Origin of the sequence: Mycoplasma sp. 1578d (genome assembly GCF_024582695.1) — a bacterium.
Lineage (GTDB): Bacteria > Bacillota_I > Bacilli_A > Mycoplasmatales > Metamycoplasmataceae > Mycoplasmopsis.
Map to the genome: position 1 here is coordinate 411322 of NZ_CP102081.1, position 16685 is coordinate 428006.

The 16685-nt window shown below is 29.4% G+C and carries 12 protein-coding genes; 6 read left to right on the forward strand and 6 right to left on the reverse strand.

Features of this window, described 5'->3' with window-relative positions; translation table 4 throughout:
• Positions 1–135 precede the first annotated feature (135 nt).
• The 3 genes from NPA11_RS01700 (at position 136) to NPA11_RS01710 (ending at position 5823) form a co-directional block, all read left to right on the forward strand.
• Positions 136–1872, forward strand: coding sequence for an endonuclease (locus tag NPA11_RS01700; protein WP_257043917.1), 1737 nt, complete (start codon positions 136–138; stop codon positions 1870–1872).
• A gap of 200 nt (positions 1873–2072) precedes the next feature.
• Positions 2073–3866 (forward strand): ABC transporter ATP-binding protein, encoded by a 1794-nt coding sequence (locus NPA11_RS01705; RefSeq protein WP_257043918.1) that lies wholly within the window; start codon positions 2073–2075, stop codon positions 3864–3866.
• Positions 3856–5823 carry an ABC transporter ATP-binding protein gene (locus tag NPA11_RS01710; protein WP_257043919.1) on the forward strand — a complete coding sequence of 656 codons (1968 nt, stop codon included), beginning with the start codon at positions 3856–3858 and terminating at the stop codon, positions 5821–5823. The genes NPA11_RS01705 and NPA11_RS01710 overlap by 11 nt, the downstream gene beginning before the upstream one ends.
• A 185-nt stretch (positions 5824–6008) precedes the next feature.
• Here the strand turns inward: NPA11_RS01710 and NPA11_RS01715 are convergent, their stop codons facing one another.
• The 4 genes from NPA11_RS01715 to NPA11_RS01730 are packed head-to-tail and all read right to left on the reverse strand — an operon-like array spanning position 6009 to position 10202.
• Positions 6009–7622: a cell division protein FtsZ gene (locus NPA11_RS01715; RefSeq protein ID WP_257043920.1), complete on the reverse strand. Its 1614-nt coding sequence runs from the start codon at positions 7620–7622 to the stop codon at positions 6009–6011.
• A gap of 12 nt (positions 7623–7634) precedes the next feature.
• Complete coding sequence (locus NPA11_RS01720) at positions 7635–8855, reverse strand: MAG3720 family protein (protein WP_257043921.1); 1221 nt, start codon at positions 8853–8855, stop codon at positions 7635–7637.
• 14 nt (positions 8856–8869) lie between these two features.
• Positions 8870–9772 (reverse strand): 16S rRNA (cytosine(1402)-N(4))-methyltransferase RsmH, encoded by a 903-nt coding sequence (gene rsmH, locus NPA11_RS01725; RefSeq protein WP_257043922.1) that lies wholly within the window; start codon positions 9770–9772, stop codon positions 8870–8872.
• Entirely contained in the window at positions 9765–10202 is a 438-nt protein-coding gene (locus tag NPA11_RS01730; RefSeq protein WP_257043923.1) for a division/cell wall cluster transcriptional repressor MraZ, read from the reverse strand. Before NPA11_RS01730 ends, rsmH begins: the two co-directional genes overlap by 8 nt.
• A gap of 391 nt (positions 10203–10593) precedes the next feature.
• On the opposite strand from NPA11_RS01730, the gene NPA11_RS01735 reads away from it, so the two are divergent.
• Entirely contained in the window at positions 10594–10839 is a 246-nt protein-coding gene (locus NPA11_RS01735) for a hypothetical protein (RefSeq protein WP_257043924.1), read from the forward strand.
• The gene (locus NPA11_RS01740) at positions 10769–12829 is read left to right on the forward strand and encodes a transglutaminase domain-containing protein (RefSeq protein ID WP_257043925.1); all 2061 of its coding nucleotides are present in this window, start codon (positions 10769–10771) and stop codon (positions 12827–12829) included. Before NPA11_RS01735 ends, NPA11_RS01740 begins: the two co-directional genes overlap by 71 nt.
• Before the next feature lie 97 nt (positions 12830–12926).
• On the opposite strand, the gene NPA11_RS01745 is transcribed toward NPA11_RS01740, so the two are convergent.
• Together NPA11_RS01745 and NPA11_RS01750 are read right to left on the reverse strand one after the other, a co-directional pair.
• The gene (locus NPA11_RS01745; RefSeq protein WP_257043926.1) at positions 12927–13838 is read right to left on the reverse strand and encodes a 1-phosphofructokinase family hexose kinase; all 912 of its coding nucleotides are present in this window, start codon (positions 13836–13838) and stop codon (positions 12927–12929) included.
• Positions 13838–15946: a fructose-specific PTS transporter subunit EIIC gene (locus NPA11_RS01750; RefSeq protein WP_257043927.1), complete on the reverse strand. Its 2109-nt coding sequence runs from the start codon at positions 15944–15946 to the stop codon at positions 13838–13840. The genes NPA11_RS01745 and NPA11_RS01750 overlap by 1 nt, the downstream gene beginning before the upstream one ends.
• Before the next feature lie 362 nt (positions 15947–16308).
• Between NPA11_RS01750 and NPA11_RS01755 the strand changes: the two genes are divergently transcribed.
• Positions 16309–16596: a hypothetical protein gene (locus tag NPA11_RS01755; protein WP_257043928.1), complete on the forward strand. Its 288-nt coding sequence runs from the start codon at positions 16309–16311 to the stop codon at positions 16594–16596.
• The last annotated feature ends 89 nt before the right edge of the window (positions 16597–16685 follow it).

Here is a 16685-nt window from a genome sequence, read left to right on the forward strand (position 1 = left end):
CATAATTATTAACACGCGAATTTTTAAATTCGTATATTTTTTATTTAAATTTTTTGTGTTTATATTTATAACATATTTTGTATAATGTTCAATATAAATAATTATTTTTTAAAACATTTACTGGGGTTACAAAATATGAAATTCAAAAGAATATTTTTTCTTTTAACAAGTGCTTGGAGCGGTATTTTACCACTTGCACTTACATCTTGCAACACATCAAATTCTGGAGCTGTTTCAATTGATAAGGTTTCTCCTTCAAAGAACAATCAATTAGACACAAAGGAGCTTATTAGCGAGAAATCTCAATTTGATATTTTATCAATTGATAACATTCGGCATGAAGTTGAATTTAGTATTGGAAAGAATCGTCCTACAGTGAGATTTAGAAAAACCAATACTAATACTTTAACTGCCTCAGGTGGATTACAAATTGATTTAATCAAACTCAAAGATGGTTTGGACATTTCTAAAATAGAATTTATCCATTATCAAGATAAGAAAAACGAAAAGAAAAAATATGAATACTTAGAAGGATTGATTAATCAACATGATCAAACCATTACTATTTCGTATAAATACAATAATGAACCGCAAACATTTATCATTCATTATGCTCAAGAAAAGTCTTCAAAACCATCAACTTCAACTGAAGTAAAAAAAGAAACACCATCAACCAATACAGATTTTGAAATTATCTCTCAATACAATATTCAAACTGAAGTGCTTTTTAACACAAAAAATAAGCGTAATACAATTCGTTTTAGAAAAACCAATACTAATACTTTAACTGCTTCAGGTGGAAAATTATTGCCACTAATCAAACTCAAAGATGGTTTAGATATTTCTAAAATAGAATTTATTCATTATCAAAGTCCTAATGATTCTTCGAATCAATATGATTATTTACAAGGTGATATTGACTCAGAAAATCAAACAATTACTTTAAATTATAATTATGATAATCAAGCACGAACATTTGTTATTAATTACGGTTCATCAAATCAAGTTATCACTAAACAAATAGTCCCGAATTCATATATTACAAGCAAAAAATATACTTACACTTATGACCCTAATAATGATTATTACAAATCATTAAACGGACTTTCAGGAATGGAATTATTTAATAAAATAACTCAAATCCAAAACTCACATGCCAAAACTACTAAATATACTCAATTACCTGATTTTTATAATTCTAGTAATGCCTTTAAAGATTTATACTTTGAAAAAGATAATACCATTTTAGATGTTTATTCAGAAAAACCAAACGATAAAGATCCTTACGTTTTTACTAGTTATCAAAAATCAGATAACGCATCAAAAGAAGGTGATGGAATTAATCGCGAGCATATTATTCCCCAATCTTGGTTTAATAAAGTCGAACCAATTCGCAGCGATGCTCAATTTGTTTGACCAACTGATGTTATAGTTAATAATGTTAGATCCAATTATCCCCACGGAGTTGTTTCGCATGTTCAATGAACTAGTCAAAACGGCTCAAAACTAGGAACTGATAATAATGGCAAAATGGTTTTTGAACCAATTGATGAATTTAAAGGTGATGTAGCTCGAGCTTATTTATATTTTGCTATTACTTATCATTTGAAAAATATTTATAGTGGACGCAATAATATTTTCGACCGTTCATTTCCTTATTTGCAATTAAACTTTTTCAATACTTATATAAAATGAGATTCTAATGATCCAGTAGATTTGTTTGATATCAATCGGAATAATGCTGTTTATCAATTTAATGGCTTAAGAAATCCGTTCATTGATTATCCAAATTTACCCGAAAATCTCTTTGGGAATGATCCTAAACCATTTGTGAATCAAGGAATCTTAATTAATGCACAAGTCAACCAATAATTAATTAACCAATCCAAACTACAATACACTCTAAACGTTAGATCAAAAGACTAACTTTAGGTGTATTTTCATTCTAGTTTTAATTAACTGGAATCTTTTCCACTAAAAATAGAGAAAAATAAAAGATATTTGACGAATATCGCCATTAAGAATATAATATTTAATTAAATATATAGAGCTAATTCTGCAGAAAGGATTGTATGGATGAAGTTGTATATCCAAAAAATAAATGGATTTTTTGAAAACTACTCAAAGGTTATCGAATTTTAACATTTATCAATATTTCCTTGGTAATGCTTGAAACTGTATCAAATGTCATGTTACCGTATTTAATCGGTCAACTAATTGATCATGGATTGCAAGCTAAATCTGTTAGTGCAAGTGGATCTATTACTTACACTACCAATTTAAATGAAGTGTTAAAATATGGTGGCCTCTTAGTTTTATTTGCTTTTTTAGGTTTATTACTGGGATTATGTTCAGGTTTTGTCGGTTCAAAAGCTTCAGCAGGTTTAAGTAAAAATATTCGCTCAGCACTATTTAAACAAGCAAGCAAATTTTCATTTGAAAACATTGATAAATATAGTGTAGCAACACTCATTAACCGGATGGGTAATGATGTCACTAATATCACTAATGCTTTTACTCAAATGATTCGCATTCCGATCAGAGCAACTTTTTTATTAGTTTTAAATTTAGTTTTTTCAATCACCGTTAGTCCACAATTATCGCTTATGTTCTTGGTAATTTTACCGGTTTTAATCTTTTTTACTAGTTTAATTTGATGAAAAACTTATCCTGTGTTTAAGAAAATGTTTGTTGTTTATGATGATTTAAATCACAAAATTCAAGAGAATTTACAAGGAATGCGGACCATTAAATCATACGTTACTGAACAAAAAGAAGCTAAAAGCATTTTTGAAAGGGTGGCTAAATTAACTAAAATTAATATTTACGTTGAACACGGTTTGGTTTTAGGAGTTCCTGCTTTTATGCTTCCGATTTTTGCTGCTACACTATTTTTGGGTGGATATGGAACCCACTTAATTTTAAATAATGTAATTACCACAGGAACATTACTTTCTTTTTCTTCATATATTTGACAAACATCTGTGGCAGTGACTATGTTTATTGGAGTAATTGGACAAATAGTTATTGCAGCCCCAAGTGCTCGAAGAATTAGTGAAGTAATTCATGAAATTCCTTCAATTGATGAAAATTTAAATGGCTTAACTACAATAAATAGTGGACATGTCGAATTTAAAAACGTTTCACTCACATATTCAAGTAACAAAGGTGAAAGCTTGAAAAATCTTAATTTTAGCATTGCCACAGGCCAAACTTTAGGGATTGTTGGACGTACTGGAGCTGGAAAAACATCATTAATTTCGCTAATTGGTCGCTTATATGATGCTACTCAAGGACAAGTGCTTGTTGATGGTCATAATGTTAAAGATTATAACATTCACTCATTAAGAGATTCAGTATCTGTTGTACTTCAAAAAAATAGTCTTTTTAGTGGCACTATTCGCGAAAATTTACAATGAGGAAATCCAAAAGCCAGTGATGAGCAAATTTATCAAGCTTGTGAACAGGCCGGAATTTTAGATTTTGTGATGAGTCTTGAAAATAAACTCGATACAATTGTTTCACAATCTGGAAGTAATTTTTCAGGTGGACAGAAGCAACGTCTTTGCATTGCTAGAGCATTATTAAAGAGACCGAAAATTTTAATCTTAGATGATTCTACTTCAGCTGTTGATACTAAAACTGAAAATCATATTCAACAAGCTTTGACTCATTCAATTAAAGACTGCACTAAGATTATCATTGCTCAAAGAATCTCATCAGTGATTCAAGCTGATCAAATTCTTGTTATTGACCACGGGAGCATAGTGGCTCAAGGAGATCATGAACATTTAATTAATAATAATGAATTTTATCGTTCAATTTATGATGCTCAATTAAACGCAGGAGGCATCAATGAGGATTAATTTTCAAGGGAAAGATAGTTTTAAAAATACCCCAACTATTAAATTAAGTTATGCAGAAAAGAAAAAGTTCTTTTTTAGGTTAATTAATTTAGTGTGAAAAGAACACAAATTTATAATGAGTGTAGTACTAGTTTTGATCCTTTTATCAAACGTAGGATTGCTTTTTAATCAAGTCTTTTTAGGAAAAATCCTTATTGATGGATTATTAACCAATCCAAAAACAGGTGGAGTTTTTTCATGAAATGACATCAAAGATGATCAAAACTGGTGATTTAGATTTTATTCAATGATGGCTCTTGGTGTAGTTTTATATACAGCTGGAGTTTCGTTTAACTTTTTATATCAATGAATTATTGTTAAAATCACCTTTAAAACTATGGCCAAATTAAGAATGGATTTATATGTTCATTCACAAAAATTGCCAATTAAATTTTTTGATCAAAATCAAAAAGGTGAGATTTTATCACGTTATACTAGTGATATTGACACGTTAAGACAATTTATCTCTAAATCAATTCCGATCACAATTAATGCTATTGTAACTCTTATTATTTCGTTTGTTATTATGATGTGGTTAAGTTGAATTTTAACCTTAATTACCTTAGTTCTTGTGTGTGTTATTTTATATGCTATGAAAACTCTAGGTCAACGTTCAGGAAAATATTTTAAAAAACGACAAGAGTTAAATGGAAAAATTATTGGATTTTCTGAAGAAATTTTTAGTGGTTTAAAAGTAGTTAAAACTTTTAATCAAGAAGATTCATCAGTGGAAAAATTTGAAAAAATCAATAATGCTTATTATAATGCTGAAAAGAAAGCAAATCGCATTTCCAATTTATTATTTCCAATTGCGTTTAATTTAGGATTAATTACTTTTGCTATTGTATCAATTATTGGTGGAGTGATTATTTCCAGTCCAAAAGCTCAAGCGTTTTTTGGTCTTAGTGTTGGAGTTTTATTCTCGTTCTCACAATTTTCACGTTCGTTTGCCTTTCCTCTTTCTACAGTTGCCGAGCAATCAAACGTGATTATTACAGCTATAGCTGGTTCGAAAAGAGTTTTTGATATTCTTGATCAAGAGCCTGAAATTAACCTAGGAAAAGTCACATTAGTTAAAATTACCAAAGATTCACAAGGAAATATAATTGAAAAAGATATTGAAGATTTATTCAGCAATTATGCTTGAAAAATCCCAAAAGCTCAAGGTGATTTTGATTATCAACCTACACAAGGAAAAATTGAATTTAAAAACGTGTCTTTTGGATATAGTGATGATAATTTAATTTTAAAAAACATTTCATTAATAGCATATCCAGGTCAAAAAATTGCTTTAGTTGGTCCAACTGGAGCAGGAAAAACTACCATTACTAATGTACTAAATCGCTTTTATGAAATTCAAGGTGGTGATGTGTACTTTGATGATATTAATCTTAAAGATATTGATAAGAGTTCGCTTCGTCAAGGAATTGTTATGGTACTTCAAGATACACATTTATTCAGTGAAACCATTCGTCACAACATTGCTTATGGAGCTGATACAATCCAAGAGCAATTAATGTATTCAAGTGCTGATACAGCTAATATTTCATATTACATTAATAATCTCAAACATAATTATGACACTATTTTATTTGATGGTGGAAGCGAATTATCACAAGGACAACGTCAACTCATATCAATTGCCCGAGCTGCTTATCAAGATGCTCCCGTGGTCATTTTAGATGAAGCAACATCAAGTATTGACACTAAAACCGAACAGCTGGTTCAAAAAGCAATGGACAAACTTGTTTCTAAGCGTACTAGCTTTGTCATTGCTCACCGCTTGTCAACTATTAAAAATTCAGATCTAATTTTAGTCCTTAAAGATGGAAGTATTATTGAACGTGGAAATCATGCTCAATTAATCAAACAAAATGGTTATTATTCAGCTTTATGATCCAATTCTAAAGTTGAATAAGATAACCCAATGAAAATAATTAAAAAGAGTAAGAATTAATATTCTTACTCTTTATTATTGATTTTTTGCTTATTATTAAGTTTTTTAAAACTAATTTAAGCTTATTTTGTGGAAATCCACATCAATTTAATCAATCATTCGACTTATCTAAAAATAGATTTTCTAAGACATCAATCTTTCATTTTTTAGTATCAATCATCTGAATTATTTTTTAAATTTTTTGAAGATTTCTCACCTTGATACTTTTTTTCTTGGTCACCTGCTTGAGGGTATGAAAGAAAATCATTAACTTCTCTAGTTTCTCCATTTGAAGAATATTCAGAAGTTCTTTCGCTATATGAATAGTGTGAACTAGTCTGCGAATTTTCTTGATTGGTAGTTCTTTGTTCTCCGAAAACATTTTCAAGTTTTTCTAGTTCTTCAGGTAATTCGTCTGAAGGTTCTTCGAAATAATTATTGAAATTATATTCTTGTGTTTGGGTTTGTTGATCGAGTGGACGATATTCAACTTCATGTACTATTTCAGTTTGTTTAGTAACCACAGTATGTGTTGGATCGTTCTTTGAATCACCTGACATATCTGCTTGAATTGGTTCTTGTGCTTGAGCTTCTTTACGGTGTAAAGCAGCTGAATAGCTATTAAACACCATTTGTTCATCACTTCTTATTGTTGCTGAATTTTTTTGTTGTTTAAATTCATTGTATTGAGCTTCAGCAAATGAAATAGCGTCATTATCGTGAATAATTGGTTGTATAATTTCTTTAGCATTTCGATCATTGCTTCCAGTCACAATAATTGAAACTTTAAATAATTCACCATTATCTTTTAGTTCAACTTGTTCATATCCAATAATTGTATCAATTCCACCTTCTTCACTATCTCTAGAAGCTTGGAATAACTTATATACACGGTCTACAGCACGATCAATCTCGTTAAGAGTTGCTTTACTATCTGTTTGCACGTTGATAATCATTCTTGAAGCTTTTGTGATTGGTTTTTCATACAGTTTTTGTTCAAAAGCTTTTTCAACGGCTTTTTCAGCACGATCTTTACCTACAGCAGTAGCAATTCCAACCATTGATAAACCACCATTAGTTAACATTTTCTTCACATCGGCATAATCAATATTAATAGTTCCAATTCTATATAAGACATCATGGATTGCTAAAATAATATTTTTTAATGAGATGTTAGATAATTTTAATGAGTCACTAATTGGCACATCACCATAGCTTCTACTTAATTTACTATTCGATAAAATAATGTATGAATCAACAACTTCAGCAAGTTTTTGAATTCCTTCATTAGCATATCTTCTTCTTTTTGGACCTTCATAGTCAAATGGAGTTGTAATTATTGCTATTGTTAAAGCTCCATTATTTTTAGCTGCTTCAGCAATAATTGGAGCAGCACCTGTTCCGGTTCCACCACCAAGTCCGGCAGCGATAATCACCACATCAGCACCACCGATTTTTTCTTGGATTTCTGATAAACTTTCTTTAGCGGCTTTAGCTCCAACTTCAGGATCAGAACCAGCTCCTAAACCACGGTTATCTTTACCTAAAGCAATTTTGATTTTACAGTCATTTGAAGCTAGGGCTTGAGCATCAGTATTTGCAACGATAAATTCAACATTTTTGAACTGCTCTTTATTCATCATTTGAATGGCGTTGTTTCCTGCACCACCAACTCCAATAACTTTTAAGACAATTCCAGCGGTATTACGATCAATAATTTCCTGATTTTCTTGGTTTGCATTTTCAATTTTCTTTTGATTTGCATGCAATTCGTCGTACATATTTTCTCCTTATTATATTAGTTTTCAATTGGCAAATAATTCTCTAAAAAGGAGAAATCTTTGCTTTTTGGTATGTTTGAAGTCATAATGACTTGATATGGTATTAACAGTGTTATGTTCTTTTAAAATGAAATCTTTTAAAAATTCCATAACGCTGATAGTAATTGGTTCTTGTGTTTTTTGAAGCTTATTGCTTAGTGAAGTGTTTTGCTGTTTTCATAGAGTGACAAAACCTAAATTTGAAGGTAAAAAGTATTTTTTCTCAAAATAATTATTCATTCAATCTGATTCGCCACTAAAAGAAAGAGTGTTTAATTTTTCAGGACTAATATACTTTTGTGAAACAAATTTCTTCATTTCTTGTTCTAAAAAATCAGCATACATTTTTAAATAAACATGTGCTTCACTTAAATTTTGGTCAGTTCAAATTTGAGTATTATCATTTTGATTAATAATATATTTAACTTTATTAAGAGTATTTTTGATACTTATATTTTGTTCAAGAGCTATTTTATGAATTAAATTATCAGTACCCACTAGTAATTTTTTATAGCTAATAATAGCTCCATTATAAATTAATTTTAATAAAGTACATTCGTGGTTATTTTCAATTGATAAATGAACTCCCTGCTCATTTTTTAACATAGCTGAATTAACTTGACTGGTTAACATCAAATTAATTTGATCAGCTTTTAATGCACCAAAAAGCGAGAGAATTTGATTATATTTTGAACTGTATTTTTGGTAACAAAAAGAAGTTTTTGCTATTATTTTAGTAAATTTTTTACCTCTTGGAAATACATGATAAACCTTAATTTGACCGTTTGATTTATACAATAAATATTCATAAGTTACTTTAGTTCCAACTAATTGAACATTATTGAGCTTAATAAATTGTTCAATTTGTTTGTCAATTAACTGCTCAATTGCCACTTGAGCATGGTCTAACATATCAATATCTTCGTTTTCAAGAGTAGTTTTGAGTAAACTAACATTAAGTTCTTCAAATTGTGAATCATCAATAATGACATTAATACTAAGATGTTTATTATTAAATAATGAAAGTTGCTTGTCAATCTCTTTGAGCAACTTTTTAACATCGCTCACATTACTTGGTTTAGTAACTTTGAGCTCTGGTTGGGTGTGAATCAAGTAATTGCCAGTTACTTGTTCAACTAAATCAAAAGCAATTTGATTTCTTGAGATGTGAAAATTACCAAATAATCTTTGCACAATGCTCCTTTCAATTATTTTTTATATAACACTCTTAGTTTAGCGCTTCGTGAACGCTTGTTTTGTTGAATCTCTTCATTTGAAGGGTAAATTTGCTTGGCTATGTAATCTTTTTGAATTATGATTGGTAGTTTAGCCGGAGTTTTATCTTGGATAAGATTTTTAAAGAAGTTTTTTACTATTTTATCCTCAATTGAGTGAAAAGTTATTATAGCAAGAACAGAATCATGTTTGAGCAAATCAATTGCATCAATTAACATTTGTTTTAATGATTCTAGTTCATTATTAACTTCGATCCGAATGGCTTGAAAAATGGCTTTGGAAGGATTTTTTTCTCGAATTAATTTAGCTGGATATGCTTGTTTAATCACATCAACCAATTCTAATGTTGTTTCAATTGGCCGATTTTCTACAATAGCTTTCGCAACTCTTTTGGAGAGTTTTACATCAGCATAATCTCATAGAATTTGGGCTAATTGTTGCTCACTGTATTGATTAACCACATTTCATGCACTCAAAGCTTGAGATGTGTCCATACGCATATCTAATTTAGCATTCTTATTATAACTAAAGCCTCGCTCAGAATTATCGACCTGAGGGGAAGAAATGCCTAAATCAGCAATGATACCATCAACAGCAGCAATTCCTCTTTGAGCTAATTGAGATTTTATATTCTGGAAATCACTTTTAATTAACTCAAAATTCGAGCCTGCTTGACTTAAACGATTTTTTGCATATTTAAGCGCAAAATCATCTTTATCAAAACAATATAACTTGCCGTTTGAAAGTTTCTTTAAAATAGCTTCTGAATGACCTCCCATTCCCAATGTGAGGTCAACATAAATGCCATTTGGTTTAATTTTTAATTGAGAAATTGTTTCATTCAGAAGAACTGAATAATGTAATTTATTATTCATTATCTTCCATTTTTGAAATTTCTTCAGCTAATTTTGCTAGATCACCATCTTGAAAAAGATTTTCAAATTCTTGAAAAGCCTCTTTAGATCAAAGTTCAATAATTGAACCATTTCCTACAAAAACAACTTCTTTTTGGATAGAAAGTTTATCAATAATAAACTTAGGGAGTGAAATTCGACCTTGTTTATCAAGGTTAACTTCAACGACATTACTCATGATAATTCTGGTTAAGTGTCTAACTTTAGAATTAAATTGAGATTTGTTTTGAAGTTTCTTGGTGTACGCATTAAAGTTTTCAACACTTCTGAGTTCAAAGTTTTTATCAAACCCAAGAGTGATAAAAAAACTAGTCCCAAGTTGATCTTTATAAGCCGCTGGAAGTACCACGCGGTTCTTGTCATCGATTGCTCGAGTGTGTTGTCCGTACATACCACTTCCCCCCACTATCCACCATTATTTTACAACATAAAAACCCACTTATTTTAAAAAAATAAAAAATTTTGAATTTTTTTCATAAAATATGGAAAAATAACCAAAAATTTTTACTTTTTATATATTGTCCAAAACTTATCTCTTTTATATATCACCTTATTGGTGATATATAAAATAATAAAAATTTAGAATCTTTATTAAAGTTAAATATAAGCAACATTATTTTTGTCTAAATTTTAGGAAGCTTAATTATCATAAAATGTGTATTGTTAGAACTAATTAAAGACAAAAGTATATTTATATAACTAAAATCAGCTTAAATTGTGGATATTATTTTTTGCCTTTCTTATTTCTGGACTAAAAAAGCTTATTATATAATTAATATACTATGTTAAAGATGAAACAATTATCGCTTGTTTTTATTTCTTTTATACCAATCAATCTAATAGGATGTAATTTAAATAATCAAATTCAATCAAATGCAGAAGTTTTAAATTCGCACCCCGATCACAAAACTAAACCAATGCAAAATCCTAATTCATCAATCATTGCTCCTTTGAAAAATGAATCAAAAGAGCCGAACAAAAGAGCCGAACAAAAGAGCCGAACAAAAGAGCCGAAATCAGACCATTAACATCTATAACCCTGAAAAGGCTACTCAACCAAAGCAAGAAACAAAAAAATCAGATCCAGCACCTGCTATCCCAAAAACCTCAAACCTATCAAAGCCCCAAATTTCAGAAAAAATAAATACCCCTACACCTAAGCTAACTATCCTTAAAGAACAAAAAGAGAATTTACAATCCATTAAACATAACCTTGCTGAAATTATTTCACAGAGCAAAAATCTTCCAATATCGAAAGAATTTTTAACATATTTAAATATATTTATCAATAAACTTAATCAAGTTAAAACTTCAATTGATTATTCACAAATAATCAACTCAAACTTTCAAATTTTATTTGATAATTTTCATAAATACCAAAAAGTTTTTTTAGAGTTTGATCAATTATTTTCTTCGAATGAAGAGACAAAAAAATGAACTCAAAAGCTTAAGTCAATATCAAAAAACCTTGAAAAAACAGATGTTCAAGACAAACTTGAAAAACTATTAAGAGATTTTTATATTATTAAATTACAAGAACAAATTGATTTATATCAAAAGTATCCTTATTATTTACAACCACTCGAAAGACTCAAGAAAATTTTATATAACTATAAAAATAATCCAAATCAATTTGTTCTTTTTCAATGAGGGATTGATAAAAATAATAATTTTTCTTTAGAACCAAGCAAATATTATAGTGGTAATTTTTGACGAGTTAATATTAATGATAAATATGTTGCTAGTTGATTAAAATACTATAAACGGTGAAATTGAATTTTTGTTAAATCTAATGAACAAATTAGCAAAATTGAAGATAAAGATATTCAATCTTTAAAAATAACTCCAAAATTCCAAGCTAACAAAGTTATTAGCGATTACATTAAAAGACAGATCAATTTTGCTCCAGATAAATATTCTGATCTTTGATCGTTTAATCCACAAAATCCTGATAAAGTCACTTATAAAGATGTGATAAACCCACAAAATAAAACCAAAATTAATAGTTCATCTCATCAGATAAAAGAAGTTGTTAAAAATATAAATCAACTTAATTTGAAATATAAATTTGCAGTTAAAAAATCCCAAGGTCGCGGAATTGTAAAATTGGGTGATCAATATTACAAATATTGAAAGAATAGTTCGATTGCTAATTTTGATTTTGATAAATTTAATCAATATCAAAAATATGCTGATGTTAAAACTTACAATTATGTTTTCGAATATGCAAATATTTACAATGATTTATTATTTGTCAAACCGAATCTATTTTCTGAAGCTCTTTACCGAACTCTTGACAGTGATTTAATTACTCCTAAACATACTCGATTTGAGCAAAATGATCCAAAATTAGGAAAAATTTATTATGATAAAACAACTTCAATAACAAAAGAAGAATCCCTAAAACAAGGTAAAGATCCTTGAATTAATCCAATTCCAGAATACAAAAGGTGATTTAATCGTTGGAAAGAAATTTTGCCTAAAATCATCAACAAAAATTGAGACACTCAAACCAAAATAAAGGCAATCTCATATTATATTGTTTCAAATTCTTTGTATCTTAGTGCGCCAAAAGGAGTTCATTATAATTACAATGGATATGGATTTTATAATCCAACTCAATTTTTCAGCAACGATCCTGAAATTCAGTGTGTTGGATATAGCATGAACTTAGCTGCTGCCCTTACCATTTTAAACATTCCTGTGAGAATTGTTGGAGGAGCATACTTTGGAAGCTCAAGCTCAATAATATCGAGTGGATATCACGCCTGAAACGAAGTCTTTATTGATAATCGTTGAAAAATTGTTGATTTAACTTGATTTGATTATTCGGAACATCGAGATCAAAAAGGAAAAACATACGAACTTGAAGATGATGTTGACTTATTTTTAGAACGCAATTCAGAACATAAATGAAGAAAACAATTTAGATTAGATTTAAACTCATACGAAAACACTTTGCTATATTTTAAAAATCCACCACAATATGAATATGAAGATCTTCCTAAAAGTCTTTAAATTTAAATAATTTTATATTATAAAAATCACTAATACTCACATTTAACAGGTATTAGTGATTTTTATAGTTTCTTTTAAAAGAGTATTTTATCTAAAATTATTCCTTATTAACTTGAATAAAATCGTAATTTGATAAGGTTAATTTTTGTTCGCTTAATCAAGCACTTTGAACGGTTCCAGTAGCTGCTGCACTAGCTCAATGAAGCGAATTATGTGCATTTTGCGTACTTAAATAATTAGCTCCAAACATAGAAATTAATGTATCACCAGCTCCAGTAGCTGAAACTATCCTAATTTGAGTGATGTTTTGAGCATTATAAATTTCATTTTGATCAGTAAGTAAAAATGAACCTCGTTCACCAAGCGAAACAATCACATTACTTGCACCACATGCTTGTAATTTTCTCATTGCTTTAATTAAATTTGTTTTAGAATTAAAATCTTGATCTTTAAAGATTTTTTCAAGCTCTTGCTTATTTGGTTTAATTAAAAATGGTTTATACTCAAGTAATTGTAAAAAGTTATCACTTTCTACATCTAAAATTACTTTAACTTTTTGTAGCATACAGATTTGTAAAATCTGTATTAATTGTGTTTCTTGAGCAGTTCCCATTAACATTAAAACATCGTTTTGAGTTAAAGTTTTAACAATATTTAAAACTTGCTCAAAGTGTTCATTAGTAACTTGTGCCCTAGGACCATTAAGTTCAAAGATAGTAGTTTTTCCGTAATATTTAATATTAATTCGTGTTTGTTGTTCAAGAGCAATATTAATAATTTCTAACTTTTCAGTTTTAAAAATGGTCTCAAGTTGAGCAAATGTTTGTTTATCAAAGAGTGTAATTGCTTTGTTTTCAAATCCATGGCGTGTTAAAATCACGCTAGCGTTTAAACCTTTTCCACCTGGTAGCATTGCAAATTGTTCATAACGATTAACCTTTTCTAATTCAAACTCATTTGAATTAATTAATAAATCCACCGATGGCGAGAGCGTTAATGTATAAATCACTATTTCACTGCCTTTGTTGGGTGATCTTTTTTAAACTTAAATTTACTTGTTCAACTTAAGTTTTTACGGTTAATATAATTCATCAATCAAATGGTTCCGGTTGAAGCTAATGTTCCTGCAATTAATGAGAGAATAAAGAATGAAATTCCTAGTCCAATTTGCGATCCAATACCATTTACTAAAGTACTTTTAGCTAGAAAGACTACAAAAATTCCACCGTGAGGAGCAATAATTGATACTCCTAAAGCTGCTGAAATTAATCCAGCAACAGCTCCACCTACAATATTAGCAGGGACAAGTACTTTTGGGTTTTTCGATGTATAAGGAATAGCTCCTTCTGAAATAAACGAAAGTCCAAAGAGAATATTTGAGACTTTACCAGCTTCACGATCCTCTCTTGATCATAACTTCTTACTAATAAACATTGAAAGCGAAATTCCAAGTGGTGGTACCATTCCAGCAATCATTGCTGCTGCCATAGCCACACTTCCGCTTGGACCACTTGAAGCAATTGATAAGGTACCGAAAATATAAGCTGATTTATTAATTGGCCCACCTAAATCTGTGGCCATCATAATTCCTAAAATTAATCCAAGCAATCAAGCTAAATAAGGTTTTCCTTGGAATAATTGTAAGAATAAAACCAATCCTAAATTAATGTAAATAAGAACAATATTTACTGCTCAAAATAAAATTGAAATTGCTAAAGTTCCAAATAAAGGAATAAAGAGAATATTTTTGATTCCTTGCATGGTTTGTGGTAATTTACCAAAAATGTATTTAGCAAAAACTATAACCATAGTTGCGGCAAAAAAAGCACCAAAAATTCCTCCGACAAACCCTGAGCCTGTTCCTAAGAACCCATCAGGGTTTGTAACTCCTGAGCTAGCAATACTTGGAGCTAAAAAGTTGTAAGTTTTAGATAATTGCCCACTAGCAATAGCTCCAATCACAAATCCAGGCAGCAATCCTTGACGTCCTACTAGAGCATAAGTAATATAAGCTGCTAGCACTGGTACAGCTAGTCCAAGAGCAATTTTACCAATTGAAAAGACTAGGTTGGAAGCTGAATAATTAAATCCAAAGTTTTTTAAAAAGTCTGCAGAGTTTAAATCTCTTGAATTTGCCGCTCCAATAATCATATCAATGACAAATCCAATGGCAAGCATGATTCCACCAAAGATAATAAATGGAAGCATATGTGAGATTCCTGACATTAATGAACGCCACATTTTACCGGCAAATCCATCAAAGGTCATAGCCGCTTGAGTATTATCAGTATTTACAGTAACTCCTTGAAGTTTAGCTCCTTGTCTATTTAGAATTTTATTAATTTGTTCTTGTGGTTTATGAATAGCTTTTTGGGTTGAAATTTCAAGCACATTATCACTATTAGCAAAACGTGATTTTTCAATTTCACGATCCACTGCCAAAATGATTCCTTTGGCATTAGCAATTTCTTGATCTGTTAATTTATTATCAACTCCATCAGCTCCTTGAGTTTCGATTTTAATTGAAACATTCATTTCTTGAGCTTGTTCATATAATTTTTGCTTAGCCATAAAAGTGTGGGCAATCCCAGTAGGACAAGCAGTTACTGCTACTATATCATACGAGCTAGTTAAATTATTCGCTTGATTAGCTTGAATCTCTGCCTCATAGCGATCAATTAGTTGAATAAATTCTTTTGGAGTACTAATTTGATCTAAATCTTTCTTAAATTGCTGATTAAGCAATAATTGGGATAATCTTTGCATAATTTTTAAATGAGCATTTTCACGTTCATTATCTGATAAGACAATTCCAAAAATGTACTTAACATCTTGCCCATCGAGCGATTCTCAATTAAGTTCTTTAACTCGAGCAAAGATTAAAGTACTTTTGAGCACAATTTCTGATCCAATATGTGGCATTGCAATTTTATCACCAATTCCGGTTGAACCTTGATTTTCACGTTCTCTAAAAAGTTGATACGCTTGTTTAGCATTAGAAACGTATTTTTTCTGTTCTAATTCTTGACTTAAAAACAAGATAGCTTCATTTTTTGAGATAAATTCTTTATCAATAAAAATGGTATCTTCATTTTTAAATAAACTTGTTATTTTCATTTAATTCCTTTCATTATTAATTTTATTAAAATTAGTCTAAATTTTGCTAATAGTCAATACATTGCAAAGTAAATTTCTGTTTAAAGGTAGTATGTAAAACTTATGAAACGATGATGAATTAATAAGAATACAAAAATGCAAAATAACCAAAATACCATAAAATTGTGGACGAAAAAATATAAATTCGAAAAAATATATAATTTTTTATGTATTTAAAATTAATTTAGAGCAAGATAAAATAGATTAACAGATTTATCTTGAAATCAATTAATTTTTTAGATTGATTGTTTAAAAACTATTAAATATAAATATGCTTTTTCGTTTGATAAATACAAAAGCAGAAATTATAAAGGAGATTTTTTATGAATAAAGAAAAAGTTTGGCAAAATAAATTTGGCAACAGAGAAGAGGCCTATGATTTTGCAGGAAGAAAAATTAAAAGATCAGCATACGGTAACTTTGATTCGCAATTTTGTTGAAATATTCACCATATTCTTCCTGAATCAAAAGGCGGAACATATGTAATGCCTGTTCATTGTGAAACCAATGAAGAAGCTGCTGATAAAACATCTTTCTGAGCAAATGGCGCACTTTTTGAAGTTGTAAAAGATAAAGCGACTAAAGAATACAAAATTAGACAAAAAAATTAGTTTTATTTACACTCAAAACACACATTTTTTTAAAAAAAAGTGTGTTTTTTATTGAAAAAATCCATTTTCGAAAATTTTTAAATAAAAAG